Raw genomic sequence first — 15878 nt, forward strand, 5'->3', positions numbered from 1 at the left:
AACGATATTCGCGCAGTGACTTCAACTTCTTCCAAGCCTCACGACCTTCAGTCCCTCGACACGCTGACCGGCGGCGCATTCACCGCGCCCACCTCGGGCGAGCGTGCCCAGCGCATCCGCGAATGGCTCGCCGGCAATCCGTCGCCCGAGCACATGCAGGACGTGTTCAAGGAACTGAGCGGCCGCGACAAGGGCGCCGCGCGATTGCTGCGCGAAAAGCTCGATGAACTCAAGCGCGCCAAGGGCCAGGAAGCGATCGCGGTCGAGTGGACGCACAGGGCGGAAGCGCTGCTGGCGCAGCCCAAGCTCAATATCGCCGACGCGCTTGCGTGGCAGCGCGACGCAGCCAAGGCTGGTGCCCCTCTGTCGCGCGAACCGCTGGCAGGCTTCAAGGCGCGATTGGCCGAGCGCGTGAAGGGCATCGAGGACCTGCAGCACCGTGCACAGGTCCATCGCGAGGCGGCGGTCCTGCTGGCTCAGCGCTTCGAAGTGCTTTCGACCAAGAGCTGGAGCGATGCCCAGGCGGCGGAGGAAGCCCTGCGCGCGGATGTCGCACACTGGCAACAACAGGCCGCCGAAATTGCAGCAGATGGCAACTGGAGCAGCCTCGACGCCAAGTTTGCGCCGCAACTCGAGTCCTCCAAGGCGCAGTTGCTGGTGGTGTCCGATGCATTCCATGCAGCGTTGGCGCAGGCCCAGGCCGCCGCGGCTGATCCTGCGGCACCGCTGCCGCCCGTTCCTGTGTGGGCCGACGAGCTGCGCATTGCCCGTGGCGGCGCGCCTGAGACGGCAGCTCCTTCGCCGCAGAAGCCCGCCGGGCCGAAGGTTGACCCGGAAAAGCGAGCCGCTGCGCACGAAGCCGTGCAGGCTGCCCTCGCCAAACTGGAGCAGGAAACCGCCGAGGGGCATGGCAAGGCCAGCGCCGGTGCGGCGGCTGCATTGCGCGCGGTCCTCAAGGAACACGGCAGGTTGGTCGACGCACCGCTCGAAGCCCGCGTTCACGCGGCCCTCGTGGCCGCCGGTGAGCTCGAAGGCTGGCAGCGCTGGAGCGCAGACAAGGTCCGCGAAGAACTCGTCGCCAAGGCCGAAGGCCTGCTGAAGCGTCCCGAAGGCCAGGCCTTGGGTGGCCGCAAGATGCAGGAGACCCTGCGCGCATTGCGCGAGCAGTGGAAGCAGTCCGACCAGGGCGGTGTGCCCAATCACGCGCTGTGGAAGCGCTTCGACGAGGCATGCAATGAAGCCCACAAGGTTGTCGAGGCGTGGCTCGATAAAGTTCGCGCCGACGCGGCCGAGCATCGTGCCCAGCGCGTGGCCCTCATCGAGGAAGTGAAGGCATGGGCCGCGGAACACGCGCAGACTTCCGACCTGAAGGCGGTGAATCGCGCGCTTCATCAGTTCGCCGATCGCTGGCGCGATGCAGGGCACGTCGGTGAAAAGGTGTTCGCCGAGTTGCAGGCGCAGTGGAGCGAGGCCTTCGGCGCTGCGCGGACGCCGTTCGAGGAGCAGCAGAAGGCCAGCGTCGAGCGCCGGCAGGCCATGATCGCCGAGGCTACCGAACTCGGCGCTGCGCCAATGTTGCGCATCGACGCCGTAAAGGCGCTCCAGCAACGCTGGCAGGCCGAAGCGCAATCCGTGCCCCTCGATCGCCGCCACGAGCAGAAGCTGTGGGATGCGTTCCGCGCGCCGATCGACGAGGCCTTCAACCGCAAGACCGCGGAGCGCGAAAAGGCCTCCGCAGCGATGAGCGAGCACGATCGCAACGTGCTGAACGCGTCGAAGGCGCTGGAAGCTGCGAACGCAACCGGCGACGCGCAGAAGATTCGTGCTGCGGTCGCCCAACTGGAAGCGGCTATTCGCGGCGAGGCACCCAAGGTGGCACCGGCTCCGGCACCTGCGGCCGATGGTCCCGCCGTGGGCGCTACCGAAGTGGTGGCACCAGGCCAGGCTGCGGCTGAGTTCAGCGAGAGCGCCGCGCAGGAGCCCGCGCCGGAAGATGCTGACGCCCTGCCCACGGGCGCGCCGGCCGCCGAAGCGACCGCTGTCGATCTGGTGGCGCCTGCGGACGGTGCAGATCCGTCTGCACGCTCCGATCCTGAGGCCGCGCCGCCAGCGGCGGCGCCGAAGCCGGCACCCAAGCCCGTGGTTGCTGTACGGGGCGACGACCGCCCTGGCAACAAGAAGGCCGAAGCCACGCCAGCCGCGCGCGGTGGAAGGTTTGGCGATCGCCGCGACAGCCGTGGCGCGCCCGGCGGCCCAGGCGGGCGTTCTGGCCCCAACGACCGTCCTCCGCGTGGCAGCGAGCGCGGCGCACCCGCAGGCGGACGCTTCGGCGACCGCCCGCCGCGATTCGAAGACCGTGGCCCTCGCTTGGGTGACGCCGCTTTCCGTGCGCAACGTGATGCGCTCGAGCGGGCTGAGTTCGCCTTGCGCAAGCTTGCAGCACAAGCGCATGGTGAGGCACTTACGCAGGTCCTTGGCGCATGGGAAAAACGCGATGCGTCGCAATTGCCGAGCGTGCAGGAATTGGGTCGCGCCGTCACGCCAGCTGTGCGGACGAGTTGGTCGCAAGCGGTGGGAGCGTCGCCGTCGGCTCAAGCCGCCGATGCAGCCGAAGCACTGCTGCGCCTCGAAATGGCCGCCGAAGTCCCCACGCCGGCCGAGCAACTGGAAGCCCGTCGTGCATTGCAACTCAAGCTGCTGACACGACGCGGCGACCCGGCACCGGCGCAAACCTGGGGCCAGGACGCCGGCAAGGTGCTGGCGGCTCCGCACGACCCGGCATCTGCGCGCCGGCTGCAGAACGTGCTCAAGGCGCTGCTTCGCAAGTGAGACATGCCGGTCGGTCTTCGGGCCGGCCGGTGATCAGACCTTGTTCGGCGCCGTAAAGAAGTCGTCGAACAAGGCGACAAGTTCGGGAAAGTCTCCCCGCAACTGGCTGCGATTCACGAAATAGGCTTCGCAAGCGACAGCGAAGAATTCGCCCATCGATTGGGCAGCGTAGGAATCGAGCCAAGGGGGCTCGCCGCCGAAGCGCTCGGCAACGATGGTTTTCTCTCGAAACACGTCGAATGCCGGCTGAAGCACCGCCAGCCAGGCGGCGCGCGCTTCGCGTCCGTTCCCAGTACCGCGGAAGCCAGGAGGCAAAGGCGGGCAACCATCGACCGAGCCGCCGCGCATATCGATCTTGTGGGCGAATTCGTGGATCACGACGTTGTAGCCCTCGGCCTGCGTGGCGCCGCTGGCGAGCACGTCCTGCCAACTCAGCATGACCGGCCCCCGGTCCATGGCCTCTCCGGCCACGACCTCTTCGTATTCGTGGACCACGCCGGTCGCGTCGACAGTCTTGCGTTGGGCAACGACTTCGGACGGGTGCACGACGACGCCAATGAAATCGTCGTACCAGTTGAGTCCGCCCTTGAGATGCAGCACCGGGAGAACTGCCTGCGCGGCGATCGCCAGCGCGACCTCGTCGGAAATGACGAAACCATGCGCGCCATGGAAGCGCTTGTCTCGCAGAAACTCGGCCGCCAGTTTGCGAAGGCGTTCCACATCGACAGCGGGGCGTTCAGCAAGAAAACGGTAGCGCGCCAACGTCGCCTGCCACGCGGCCTCGGGTATGGGGGGTGCCGCGCGCAAACTGCGCAGCCATCCGAACATCAGCGGAGATCGACGCGTTGCGCGCCGGCGCTGGAGATGCACAGCAATTGAGCGCGCGGAGGATGGGCGGTGACGTCCCAGTCGCTCAGGACGATCCGTTGGAGGCCCTCGCCCAGCGGGTGAACGGCAGGTTTGTGAGTGTGGCCGTGCACCAAGGTTGTCGCTCCAGCCTGTTGCAACCAGTCGCGAGCGGCGTCCGGGTCGACGTCGGCCCAGACCATGTCGGGGCTGTGCTTGCGGTCTTCACTCTGCGCGCGGACCGATCGCGCGAGTGCGCGACGTTCCTCGATCGGACGGGCGAGCACGGCGTCTTTCCACGCCGGTGTCCGCACCTGCGCCCGGAAACGCAGGTATTCGGTGTCTTCCAGGCACAGTAGATCGCCGTGACTCAAGAGCCAGCGCTTGTCGTGGAGCACGAGCAAGGTTGGATCGTCGATGAGCGTCATGCCGCTTTGCGCCGCGAAGGCCGGGCCGAGCAGGAAGTCCCGATTCCCATGCATGAAGAAAACAGGCCGCCGCGCCGTCGCGGCGCGGAGCACGTCGGCGCATTGCGCCTCGAAGCCGGGAAGGGTGGCTGCGTCGTCGCCGATCCATACCTCGAAGAGGTCGCCGAGGATGAAGATCGCATCGGCGGGCGAGGTTTCGAGATAACCCCGCCATGCATCGAAAGTGGCCTGATCCGCGGCCTGCAGGTGGAGGTCGGAGATGAGATCGACCGTGCGCCAGTTTGGCGGCGCCACGATCTCGGCAAACGCCTCCATGGGCAACGTCAGGCCTTGACGACGGCCTTTTCGATCACGACGTCCTCGAGCGGCACGTCGTCATGGAAGCCTTTGCGGCCCGTCTTGACGGCCTTGATCTTGTCGACGACGTCCTTGCCCTCGACGACCTTGCCGAACACGGCGTAACCCCAGCCTTGAGCCGACGGCGCGGTGTGGTTCAGGAAGCCGTTGTCGGCCACATTGATGAAGAACTGTGCGGTGGCCGAGTGAGGCGCGTTGGTGCGTGCCATTGCCACCGTGTAATTGTCGTTCTTGAGGCCGTTGTTGGCTTCGTTCTGGATTTCGGCGCCGGTCGGCTTCTGCGACATGCCTGGCTCGAAACCGCCACCCTGGACCATGAAGCCCGGGATCACCCGGTGAAACACGGTGTTGTCGTAGTGGCCCTTGGTCACATAGGCGAGGAAGTTCTCGACGGTCTTGGGCGCCTTGTCCTGGTCGAGTTCGAGCGTGATCACGCCCTTGTCCTTGATGTGCAGTTCGACTTGGGGATTGCTCATGAGGGCTCCTTTGATTACTTCGCCACGGTGGCGGACTGGATGGTGATGGTTTCGAGGGGGACGTCCTGCATCCCGCCCTTGTTGCCTGTGCGTGCGGTACGGATTTTGTCGACGACCTCGGTGCCGGAGATGACCTTGCCGAACACCGCGTAGCCGTAACCGTCGGGGTTGGGCGCATTGAGGTTGGCGTTGTCCTTCACGTTGATGAAGAACTGCGCGGTGGCCGAGTTCGGGTCGGACGTGCGCGCCATCGCGATGGTGTACTTGTCGTTCTTGAGGCCGTTCTTCGCTTCGAGCGGGATGGGCGCGCGCGTCGGCTTCTGCTTCAGGTCGGGCGTGAAGCCGCCGCCCTGGATCATGAAGCCGTCGATGACGCGGTGAAATACCGTGCCGTCATATTGCTTGTCCTTGACGTACTGGAGGAAATTCTCGACGGTCTTGGGCGCCTTGTCTGGGTACAGCTCGACGACGATGTCACCGGCCGAGGTGCTGAGCTTGACGCGCGGGGCGTTCTGCGCCCAGGCGGTCCCGGCGATGGCCAGCGTGGCGGCCGCGATCAGCGCCGCGCGGCGCGAGATGGCTTGAAAGGTCACGGGAGAGTCGCTTTCCGAAAGTTGCGCCGAGGCGCGGTGGACAGGTGGCTTACCGGCGAACGGGCTTGCGGCCGTCCGCGGGCGCCGCCGGAAGGTCGCCGGTGTTCGGCGCGCTGAACATCTGGCGGATCAGTACGAGCTTGGGAGGCACGGTAGTGTTGCCGGGTTCGAGCTGTTTGGCGCGGCTATAGGATTGCGCCGCGAGGCGGACATACACGTCGCCGAGGTTCTCGTGTGCGGTCGCGTAGTCCGGGTTGAGCTTGGTCGCCATTTCGAGCGCCGCGCGCGCCTTGTCGAATTGGCTTTGCGCCGCATACAGGGCGGCCAGGTTGTTGTAGGGCTCGGGCAGTTCCGGAAAATCCTGGGTGAGCTGCGTAAAGGCGGCTGTCGCCTCGGTCTGCTTGCCTTGCTCGGTGAGGATCACGCCGCGCAGGAAGCGCATCTGCGGATCGCGAGGCTTGCCGGCGATGTAGGTGTCGGCCTTTGCCAATGCCTCGTCGGATTTGCCTTGGCGGAGAAGCGCATTGACGTCGCCGTAGTCGTCGGCATACGCCACGCCCAGGGTCATCGCGAGCAGGAGGGCAGGGAAAATACGGAAGAGTGATGAAGGCAAGTTGGCGGCGCTCTGCATGAAGCCTCGAGTAAAGGAGGGGACACAGGCCTCGTAAACACGCGGAAAATATCCGTCGGTGGCCGTTTATACTGCGAGGGATTGTAGCCGAGGGGCCACGTCCAACCCCTCGTCCCAGCAGCACATACACCCCTGAAAAACCCGCTGTCCTTCGCCCGTTTCGAACGAGCGCGAACCGACGCTTTTCGAGCCTCATGAGTCTTCGCATCTACAACACGCTCTCGCGTGAATTGGAGGAATTTTCTCCTCTGCAACCAGGCAAGGTGAGCATGTACGTGTGCGGAATGACCGTCTACGACTATTGCCACCTGGGTCACGCGCGTTCGATGATCGCGTTCGACGTGGTGCATCGATGGCTCAGGGTCTCCGGTCTGGCGGTGGACTACGTTCGCAACATCACCGACATCGACGACAAGATCATCCGCCGCGCGGTGGAGAACGGCGAGAGCATCCGCGCGCTCACCGACCGGATGATCGATGCCCTGCACGAGGACGCGGACGCGCTCGGCATCGAGCGACCGACGCATGAACCGCGTGCGACGGAGTACATCCCGCAGATGCTGTCGATGATCAGCACGCTCGAGCAGAAGGGGCTGGCTTACCGCGCGGCCAACGGCGACGTGAACTATGCGGTGCGCAAGTTCCCGGGCTACGGCAAGTTGAGCGGCAAGTCCCTCGATGAGTTGCACGCCGGCGAACGGGTCGCAGTGCTCGACGGCAAGGACGATCCGCTCGACCCGGTGCTGTGGAAGGGCGCCAAAGCGACCGAGCCCGACGAGGTGAAGTGGCCCAGTGCGTTCGGTCCCGGGCGACCGGGCTGGCACATCGAGTGCTCGGCGATGGCCTGCCAGTTGCTCGGCGAAACGCTCGACATCCACGGCGGCGGCGCGGATCTCCAGTTCCCGCATCATGAAAACGAGATCGCGCAAAGCGAAGGCGCAAGCGGCAAGCCGTTGGCCCGGACATGGATGCACAACGGGTTCATCAACATCGACGACGAGAAGATGTCCAAGAGCCTGGGCAATTTCTTCCTCATTCGCGATGTGCTGAAGAAGTTCGACGCCGAGACGATCCGGTTCTTCGTGGTTCGTGCGCACTATCGCAGCCCGCTCAACTACAGCGATGTTCACCTGAGCGATGCGCGCGCGTCGCTCAAGCGGTTGTACAACGCACTGCTACCGGTGACGCCTGCGCCGCTCGCGAGCATCGACTGGAGCAATGCGTACGCCGCCCGCTTCAAGGCGGCGATGGACGAGGATTTCGGTACGCCCGAGGCGGTTGCGGTGCTCTTCGACCTGGCTGGCGAGGTCAACCGTACCCAATCGGCCGAACTGGCAGGGCTGCTGAAGGCGCTGGGCGGCTGCCTGGGCATTCTTCAGGCGGACCCACAGGCATTCCTGCAGGCGGGTACAGCGCTTGACGAGGCCTCCATCCAGGCCCTGATTCAGCAGCGCGCCGAAGCCAAGGCAGCGAAGAATTTCGCCGAAGCCGACCGCATCCGCAATGAATTGCTCGCGCAAGGCATCGTCCTGAAGGACTCGCCGACCGGCACGACATGGACGTCGGCCCAGTGAACGCGACAAGAACGATGCCCCCTGCGAAGACGCCCGAGATCCAGGTATTCACCCCCGACTACTGGGAAGAGGCCTGCAAGCACCTCGCCAAGAAAGACCGCGTCATGAAGCGGCTGATTCCGCGCTTCGGCGATGCCTGCCTGGAATCGCGAGGCGACGCCTTCACGACGCTGGCGCGAAGCATTGTCGGACAACAGATCTCGGTGAAGGCGGCCCAGTCGGTCTGGGACCGCTTCGCCAAATTGCCCCGCAAGTTGACGCCCGCCAGCGTGCTCAAGCTCAAGGTCGACGACATGCGTGCGGCCGGACTCTCGGCTCGCAAGGTGGAATATCTCGTCGACCTTGCGCTGCATTTCGATTCGGGCGCCGTCCACGTTGATGCGTGGAAGGACATGTCCGACGAGATGATCATTGCGGAACTGGTCGCGATCCGCGGCATCGGCCGCTGGACCGCCGAAATGTTCCTGATCTTCCATTTGATGCGGCCCAATGTGCTGCCGCTGGACGACCTCGGCCTGATCAACGGCATCAGCCAGAACTACTTCTCGGGCGACCCCGTCAGCCGCAGCGATGCGCGCGAAGTGGCTGTTGCCTGGGCCCCTTACTGCAGCGTGGCGACTTGGTATATTTGGCGATCGCTCGACCCGCTACCGGTCGCATACTGAATAACAGGAGAAGACGTTGGCGAAACGAACCTTTCTCGACTTCGAGCAGCCCGTCGCTGAGCTCGAAAGCAAGATCGAAGAACTGCGCTATGTGCAAACAGAGTCGGCAGTCGACATCTCGGAAGAAATCGATCAGCTGGGCAAGAAGAGCCTTCAACTCACCAAGGACATCTACAGCGATCTGACACCTTGGCAGATCACCAAGATCGCCCGGCACCCCGAGCGTCCTTACACGCTCGACTACATCAACGAGATCTTCACGGACTTCGTCGAACTGCACGGTGACCGTCATTTTTCCGACGACCTGTCGATCGTCGGTGGCTTGGCCCGATTCAATGGCACACCGTGCATGGTGCTCGGCCATCAGAAGGGCCGTGACACGAAGGAACGCACTGCGCGCAACTTTGGCATGAGCAAGCCGGAAGGCTATCGCAAGGCACTGCGGCTCATGAAGACGGCCGAAAAATTCAAGCTCCCGGTCTTCACCTTCGTCGACACGCCGGGTGCCTATCCGGGCATCGACGCCGAAGAGCGCGGCCAGTCTGAAGCCATTGGCCGCAATATTTTCGAGATGGCGCAGCTCGAAGTGCCCATCATCGTGACCATCATCGGCGAGGGCGGCTCGGGCGGCGCGCTGGCGATCTCGGTCGGCGACCAGGTGTTGATGCTGCAGTATTCGGTCTATTCGGTGATCAGTCCCGAAGGCTGTGCGTCCATCCTCTGGAAGACCAGTGACAGGGCGCAGGAAGCCGCCGATGCCCTGGGCATTACCGCGCACCGGCTCAAGGCGCTGGGACTGGTCGACAAGATCGTCAACGAGCCGGTCGGCGGTTCGCACCGTGACCACCGGCAAATGGCGGCGTTCCTCAAGCGCGCGTTGAACGACGCCTTCCGCCAGGTCAGCGATCTGACGGTCAAGGAATTGCTCAATCGCCGCTACGAGCGCTTGCAGAGCTACGGTCGCTTCGCCGACACCAAGGCCGACAGCGGCAAGTAAGGCGCAGTGCAGGCTGAAGCCTGCCGCGCGGCGCCCCGATGGAAAATCCTGCCGACCATGCACTGGCTTCATGGGCGACGCCATTGCCGTTCGCAGTGGCCTACAGCGGCGGGGCGGACTCGACGGCACTGCTTCATGCCGCGGCAAGCCGCTGGCCGGGCCAGGTGCACGCGATTCATGTCCATCATGGGATCCAGCGCGCTGCGGACGATTTCGAGGCGCATTGCACTGCGACTTGCGCGGCACTTGGCGTTCCCCTGCACGTAGGGCGCGTCGATGCCCGGCATGCACCCGGGGAGAGTCCAGAGGACGCGGCGCGACGTGCGCGCTATGCGACGCTGGCCGCGGTGGCACTCACACACGATCTGCGGCATGTCGCCCTTGCGCAGCACGCGGATGATCAGGTCGAGACACTGCTGATCGCGCTCAGCCGCGGCGCCGGAGTGGACGGTTTAGCTGGGATGCCGTCCCGCATGCAGCGGCATGGCATCGAGTTTCATCGGCCGCTGCTTGGCGTGCACGCAGACGCGTTGCGCGAGTGGATCGTTGGCGGTGCAATTCCATACATCGACGATCCGAGCAACGCCGACCTGCGATATACACGCAACCGGATTCGCCGACAGGTACTGCCGGCGCTCGCTGCCGCGCTGCCGCAATACCGAGAGACCTTCGCCCGCTCGGCGCGCAATGCGGCGAGAGCGTCAGTGCTGCTTTCGGAAGTTGCCGCGAGGGATCTTGTCGAGGCCGGGTCGCCGCCATCGTTGGCTGTACTACGTGCGCTCCCGCGAGATCGCCTCGCCAACGCCTTGCGCCACTGGTTGAAGCGCGACCACGGCGCTGTGCCCAGCGAAGCGCAATTGGAACAACTGCTCGATCAGATCGCCGCGTGCAGCACGCGTGGGCACCGCATCCAACTCAAGATCGCGGCTGGCCGGGTCGAGCGCGAAGGCGACACGCTGCGTTGGTACAATGCTTCGCCCTTGCCGTAGCTCGCAGCCTTTGCGCTGAATCTGGCTGCCGACGGGTGCATGAACGCCGGTGTTGACCGGTGTGGCCGCCATTTGCGGCATCCGAACTCTTCTCTTTGACTTCACCCATGGCATTGATCGTTCACAAATACGGCGGCACGTCGATGGGCTCCACCGAGCGCATCAAGAACGTCGCCAAGCGAGTCGCCAAATGGGCGCGCGCCGGCCACCAGATGATCGTGGTCCCGAGTGCCATGAGCGGCGAAACCAATCGGCTGCTTGGCCTCGCCAAGGAACTCGTCACAGGCAGGCCCGGCGACGACTACAACCGCGAACTCGACATGCTCGCATCTACGGGAGAGCAGGCATCGTCGGCGCTGCTGGCCATTGCGCTGCAGGCAGAAGGTCTCCAGGCCGTCAGCTACGCGGGCTGGCAGGTCCAGGTCAAGACCGATAGCGCTTTCACCAAGGCCCGCATCGAAAGCATCGACGACGAGCGCGTGCGCGCCGACCTCGACGCCGGCAAGGTGGTGGTCATCACCGGCTTCCAGGGCGTCGACGATGCCGGAAACATCACCACGCTGGGACGCGGCGGCAGCGACACCTCGGCAGTCGCCATCGCAGCGGCGTTGAAGGCCAATGAGTGCCTCATCTACACCGACGTCGACGGCGTCTACACCACCGATCCGCGCGTCGAGCCCGATGCGCGCCGCCTGGTGACCGTCAGCTTCGAGGAAATGCTCGAAATGGCGAGCCTGGGCTCCAAGGTGCTGCAGATTCGTTCGGTCGAATTCGCCGGCAAATACAAGGTCCCGCTGCGCGTGCTTTCGAGCTTCACGCCCTGGGACATCGACATCAACGAAGAAGCCAAATCCGGCACGCTGATCACTTTCGAGGAAGACGAAAAAATGGAACAAGCCGTTGTATCCGGCATTGCGTTCAATCGCGACGAAGCCAAAATTTCCGTGCTCGGCGTGCCCGACAAGCCGGGTATCGCGTATCACATCCTTGGTGCCATTGCCGACGCGAACATCGAAGTCGACGTGATCATCCAGAACCTGAGCAAGGATGGGCGTACTGACTTCAGCTTCACGGTTCATCGCAATGACTACGCCAAGGCGGTCGATTTGCTCAAGGCGAAGGTTCTGCCGACGCTGGGCGCGGCCGACATCGTGGGCGACACCAAGATCTGCAAGGTTAGCATCGTCGGTATCGGCATGCGCAGCCACGTCGGCGTTGCGAGCAAGATGTTCCGCGTGTTGAGCGAAGAGGGCATCAACATTCAGATGATCTCCACCAGCGAAATCAAGACCTCAGTCGTGATCGACGAAAAATACATGGAGCTCGCTGTGCGCGCGCTGCATAAAGCTTTCGATTTGGATCAACCGGGGTCCTGAAGCTGGCATAATCATTGGCTCAGGAACTGTGACCGAGTGGCCGAAGGTGCTCCCCTGCTAAGGGAGTATGGGGTGTAGAGCCTCATCGAGGGTTCGAATCCCTCCGGTTCCGCCAAGATATAAGCCCAAGTAGTTGATCTACTTGGGCTTTTTCTTTTCAGGGTGTGTGCGATCTTGCCGCTGGTCTTACCCGCGTGCAACACACTTGCCTCGCTGGCCACCTCTGGTGCCACGCAACATACAGCTTGCTAGTGAAGGGCCGCGCGCACAAGTCGACGAAACACCCGGTCCGACCCCCCGAAGAATTTTCTCTGCCCGGGGCGCCGAAACCGCGCGTATTTTTTGAAAAATGGTCTTCGATTTGCTACCTGCCTAGACCATGATCAAACTGGCTGGCGCCCACCAGCAACGGTCTGAAAGTGCGCCGGGCCTGGGCTGCCCGGAACGCCGATGCTCAGACACTCTGACCCGCCGCGATTCCCGTTCAGGCGAAAGCCGAGTTGCAGGTTGTGCTGCAGAAGATCTGCAACGAGGGCGGGAGCAGGGCGGGAGCGTCACTCCACCTCAGAGATTGGTTCGTCGGATCGTGCGTAACGGGGTAGTGCGCCGCCTTGCCCGGGGCTCATTTTTGCCCAGTCGTCAAAGGTTCTCTTGCCGGGCAGGTCTGGGCACATAGGCGCAGGCTGTCGGTACATTGATGCTGCGCTTGGATCGGAAAGAAGGTGAACGAGCTCAGGCAGTCTGAATAGGTCTTGGAGCAAGTTTGCCCGCAGGCACTCTCGACCTTGCTGAGGTCTATGTCAGATGTGCTTGCGCAGCCGGCCAAGACCAAAATCAGAAAAGAAATACTTAGAAGACGCTTCATGAAATTACTCGTTGTTTGAAAGCATTCATTGGAACCATGCATGGGCCTACAACCATGGGTCAGCCCATTGGCGTTATAACTACAGCTACCCAGCCGGAACCGATTTTCGGTCGTGCAATGACCGCCACGGCCAGCGTCATCAACTAGTCTTTGACACGGAGTAAGTCGGTGATCTCCTCGCGTTTGTATGTTGTATGTCAGGGGCGTTGAACCCAGCTTACAGGTCATCCGAGCAACTCTCGCAGTCGAATTGCGACTGTCTAGAACGGCTAGGCGGGATAGCTGTGAACAAATGCTCAGGATCTCACGCGGACAGGGTTGCGCAACTCAACATACCAACGGTGCGCTGACCGAGCGACGCCGTGCCGGCAACCCTCGAATCCTCGGAGTCCCATTTCGCGACTGAACTTCGCCAGCGACCACGGCCGCAGCCCCTCAGATACGCGCCAAGCGGCGTAGTCGGCGAAGAGATCAGCGGTCGGTGTGACAGCGTTGTAGTCGACGGTTACCCGCTCTTCGATCCACAACGCAAGTGGGTCTTCGTCCAGCAAGAGTTCGCGCCGGTCTTCGCGGCTCAATCTCCTAAGCATGTCCTGCGGAACAAGTGGGAGAGGGTGCGGACGAGAGTAACGACGGCGCATTTGGGAACTCCTTCGGAGGTCGAAAGACCGAGCGGCGTTTTTTCAAAAGGTGGGGGGGTGGGGGTGCCGAAAGTGCCAAAGGGATCGCAAACCATCGCTTCGGCACCTTTGGCACTTTCGGCACTACTGCTCCGCCGTGAGTTCTGGCCCGATCAGCATTCCCCGGTGAACGTGAACATGGTTGAGGCTCTGCCCCCGGTATCTTGGATCGCGGGCAGCAGCCAGCCGAAGTCCACGAGCAACTCCAATCCGGCATCGACTTCGCTGCCCTCACTCAGCCCAGCCCAATGCTTTCGCTTCAATTCGCGGGCGGTGAAGATCGGCGGCAAGTCACCTTTGATCAGGCGCGATTGGATCAGCTTGGCGGCCTCCACCTCGGGTCGCGCCGCGAGGGAATAGAGACGCCGCGCATGCGCCTCCGCGTACTCTGCTATTTTCATTGCGGCGGCCACCGCCTCGGCCGTGATCGGCCCACCGTCGGGGTGTTCGATGAGATGATGTTGAAGCGCGAAGCCGCATACAAGTTTCGGCAGCTTCCCCAGGTAGCTTTCGATGGCCGGGTGATCGCCGCCGGCCCGCGCCCGATTGATCGTTTTGACATGCCACGCCGAGAAGGTCGTTTGCGCGTCGGGCGTGAAAGAAAGGGCCGGAATCGAATCCTCGAAGGCCGCGAATGCACCCACGCTCTCCGGCACCAAATCGGCAAGGTGCCGCGCCGCCTCGAATACCCGTTCACGTGCTGCTCTGTTCGGTGCCGTGTCAGTGGGTCTGAATTCGCTGCGGTGGTCGGGCCACGCCGTCAGGAGGAAGCGCTGCAGCAAGCCGTCATCCTCCGCGCCGCCCTTGATCGCGCCGCGCACGAGTTGCGACACGGCGCCGGGCTGTATGCCGCCCAATATGGAGAGGCAAAGCCGGGGTATGTGGCTATGGCCGCGCATGATGCGATCCACCACATACGGGCGAGTGCCGCCGAACGCCTCGAGGTAGAACTTGCGACTTGACTCCTGGCCCTCTCGCCCAAGGCTTGCGAGCCAGCCGGCGAGTTCATCGCGAAACAGCAATAGACCGTGGGGGTTTTCGACGAGGACCGCAGCGGCCGCTTCGGCACTCGGGTCGTTCATCTCAAAGCGACGGAGCACTGGCGCGGGCAGCGCTTCAAGTTCAAACCCCTCAGGCTCGGCGCTGCTGTCTTTACTCAGCCGCTGCTTGTATTTGGCGAATGCTGCCTGCTTGCGCACCTTGGCAATCTCCGCTGCGCGATCAGCCTCGGACGAGGCCAACTTGTGAGCCTCGGCGGCCTCGCTTGCCAGCCGCCGAAGCGGCGCCAGTGGCTCCGACATCGCGGGTGACTTCATGGCGCTTGGCCGACCCACAATAGCGCCCCAGATGTTCCCCACTTCGACCCATGACGAATCGCGGGCTTTGGGCTGAACGCCGATCTTGTTTCCGAGCAGTGAACCCATGGCGACGATCGACGCGACCGCAGGAAAGTCGACCGGGCAGTCCATGCGAGCTGCTATGTCCTCGACAAACTCGCGCAGCGCCCCTGGAAGGGCCGCCACGGGGAATTTGGGGACGGCGGGCAGTCCTGGCAGAGGTTGGGGCGCTGACGGGCTTGGCGGCCCTCCCTGCACGGCCTGGACCATGTGCCGCAAAGTACCGTAGGTGATGCCGCCGTCCGGTCGATAGCTTGCCCACGCCCGGTCAAACGCTGCAGGGTCGTATTTTGAAGACGACTCCGACCACCGACGAGCCAGAGCTTCGGCCTGAGGTATGCCGGTGGATGCCACCGCGAACAAGACCCGGATCCAGTCTGGATACCCGATGTCCGCGCTCAGTCGCGACAGGTCGGCCTTGATCTCCTGCGCAGTGTGCGAATGCACGGCTGAGGCTGCGGCAGTTAGCGAGTGCGAACCGGGTTTCGGCGGCGTCGGCTTTAGCTGCGAGTGCCAAATCGCCTTGAGGTTCTCGGGAAGTGGTGGGGGCACTTTTCCCTGATTTCGGCGCCAGCGGTATTGCGTGCCGAAGTCTTTATGGATGGTAGGCGGCAGCACGCATTGCATTGATAGACCGTCTTTGGTGCCGGAGCGGAATTCGATTCCATGCGACTCGGCCATGTTGATCGAGGGGAGCGGCTCTTCAAGCGAGTAAAGGAGCTTCGCTCTCTTAGGGTTGCCCTGAAAAATCACGGAATCTGGATCCTTGACCAGATCAATGAGATCGACGCCATAGCCCTTCAAAAACTTGTATGCTTTTTCGTTGTCGTCGATATCGATTGCGCAGGTACCGCTATAGGCGTGGAGCAGGCCCAAACCTACCGTATCTGCGGGCAGCATGTCCAGGCTTGAAATGGCGTTTTGGCGCAGATTCCAGCCTTCGGTTCGTGGACCTTTGGAGTTTGCCGGGATGACACACAACTGCCAACCCAATGCTAGATAATCGGCGGCAGCCGCGCGGATTTGGTCTTGCTGAGAGTGTGTCGTCATAGCAGGCGCAGCAAGAAAATTGCGACAATCGCGAGATAAATGGCCGTTGCGATATCAAGCGCGATACGGAATGAGGCTGTGTTCTTGTGGGCGTTCGGTGCAGGGGATATTGGCGTATCCTTCTG

Annotated in this window: 12 protein-coding genes and 1 tRNA gene; 7 read left to right on the plus strand and 6 right to left on the minus strand. The window is 63.1% G+C overall.

Features of this window, described 5'->3' with window-relative positions:
* Positions 1-15 precede the first annotated feature (15 nt).
* Entirely contained in the window at positions 16-2829 is a 2814-nt protein-coding gene (locus AC1DN9_RS15565) for a DUF349 domain-containing protein (RefSeq protein ID WP_478101657.1), read from the plus strand.
* Positions 2830-2862: 33 nt separating this feature from the next.
* On the opposite strand, the gene AC1DN9_RS15570 is transcribed toward AC1DN9_RS15565, so the two are convergent.
* The 5 genes from AC1DN9_RS15570 to AC1DN9_RS15590 are packed head-to-tail and all read right to left on the minus strand — an operon-like array spanning position 2863 to position 6160.
* Complete coding sequence (locus tag AC1DN9_RS15570; protein ID WP_478101659.1) at positions 2863-3657, minus strand: M90 family metallopeptidase; 795 nt, start codon at positions 3655-3657, stop codon at positions 2863-2865.
* Positions 3657-4418, minus strand: a complete 762-nt coding sequence (locus AC1DN9_RS15575; RefSeq protein WP_478101661.1) for a UDP-2,3-diacylglucosamine diphosphatase — start codon at positions 4416-4418, stop codon at positions 3657-3659. Before AC1DN9_RS15575 ends, AC1DN9_RS15570 begins: the two co-directional genes overlap by 1 nt.
* Positions 4419-4426: 8 nt before the next feature.
* Positions 4427-4936, minus strand: coding sequence for a peptidylprolyl isomerase (locus tag AC1DN9_RS15580; RefSeq protein WP_478101662.1), 510 nt, complete (start codon positions 4934-4936; stop codon positions 4427-4429).
* Positions 4937-4950: 14 nt separating this feature from the next.
* Positions 4951-5529, minus strand: a complete 579-nt coding sequence (locus tag AC1DN9_RS15585; RefSeq protein WP_478101664.1) for a peptidylprolyl isomerase — start codon at positions 5527-5529, stop codon at positions 4951-4953.
* Positions 5530-5578: 49 nt separating this feature from the next.
* Positions 5579-6160 (minus strand): tetratricopeptide repeat protein, encoded by a 582-nt coding sequence (locus AC1DN9_RS15590; protein WP_478101666.1) that lies wholly within the window; start codon positions 6158-6160, stop codon positions 5579-5581.
* Positions 6161-6354: 194 nt separating this feature from the next.
* On the opposite strand from AC1DN9_RS15590, the gene cysS reads away from it, so the two are divergent.
* The 6 genes from cysS (at position 6355) to AC1DN9_RS15620 (ending at position 11876) form a co-directional block, all read left to right on the plus strand.
* Positions 6355-7734, plus strand: coding sequence for a cysteine--tRNA ligase (gene cysS / locus AC1DN9_RS15595; protein WP_478101668.1), 1380 nt, complete (start codon positions 6355-6357; stop codon positions 7732-7734).
* 14 nt (positions 7735-7748) lie between these two features.
* Complete coding sequence (locus tag AC1DN9_RS15600; protein ID WP_478101750.1) at positions 7749-8399, plus strand: DNA-3-methyladenine glycosylase family protein; 651 nt, start codon at positions 7749-7751, stop codon at positions 8397-8399.
* A gap of 16 nt (positions 8400-8415) precedes the next feature.
* Positions 8416-9396 (plus strand): acetyl-CoA carboxylase carboxyltransferase subunit alpha, encoded by a 981-nt coding sequence (locus AC1DN9_RS15605; protein ID WP_478101670.1) that lies wholly within the window; start codon positions 8416-8418, stop codon positions 9394-9396.
* A gap of 38 nt (positions 9397-9434) precedes the next feature.
* On the plus strand, positions 9435-10385 hold the full coding sequence (gene tilS / locus AC1DN9_RS15610; protein WP_478101672.1) for a tRNA lysidine(34) synthetase TilS: 951 nt from the start codon (positions 9435-9437) through the stop codon (positions 10383-10385).
* Positions 10386-10492: 107 nt separating this feature from the next.
* On the plus strand, positions 10493-11761 hold the full coding sequence (locus tag AC1DN9_RS15615) for an aspartate kinase (RefSeq protein ID WP_478101674.1): 1269 nt from the start codon (positions 10493-10495) through the stop codon (positions 11759-11761).
* 22 nt (positions 11762-11783) lie between these two features.
* Positions 11784-11876 (plus strand) — tRNA-Ser (locus tag AC1DN9_RS15620).
* Positions 11877-13419: 1543 nt separating this feature from the next.
* On the opposite strand, the gene AC1DN9_RS15625 is transcribed toward AC1DN9_RS15620, so the two are convergent.
* Positions 13420-15753: a DUF3987 domain-containing protein gene (locus AC1DN9_RS15625; protein WP_478101676.1), complete on the minus strand. Its 2334-nt coding sequence runs from the start codon at positions 15751-15753 to the stop codon at positions 13420-13422.
* Between the last annotated feature and the right edge of the window lie 125 nt (positions 15754-15878).

The organism is Variovorax sp. 05L425, from assembly GCF_056397705.1.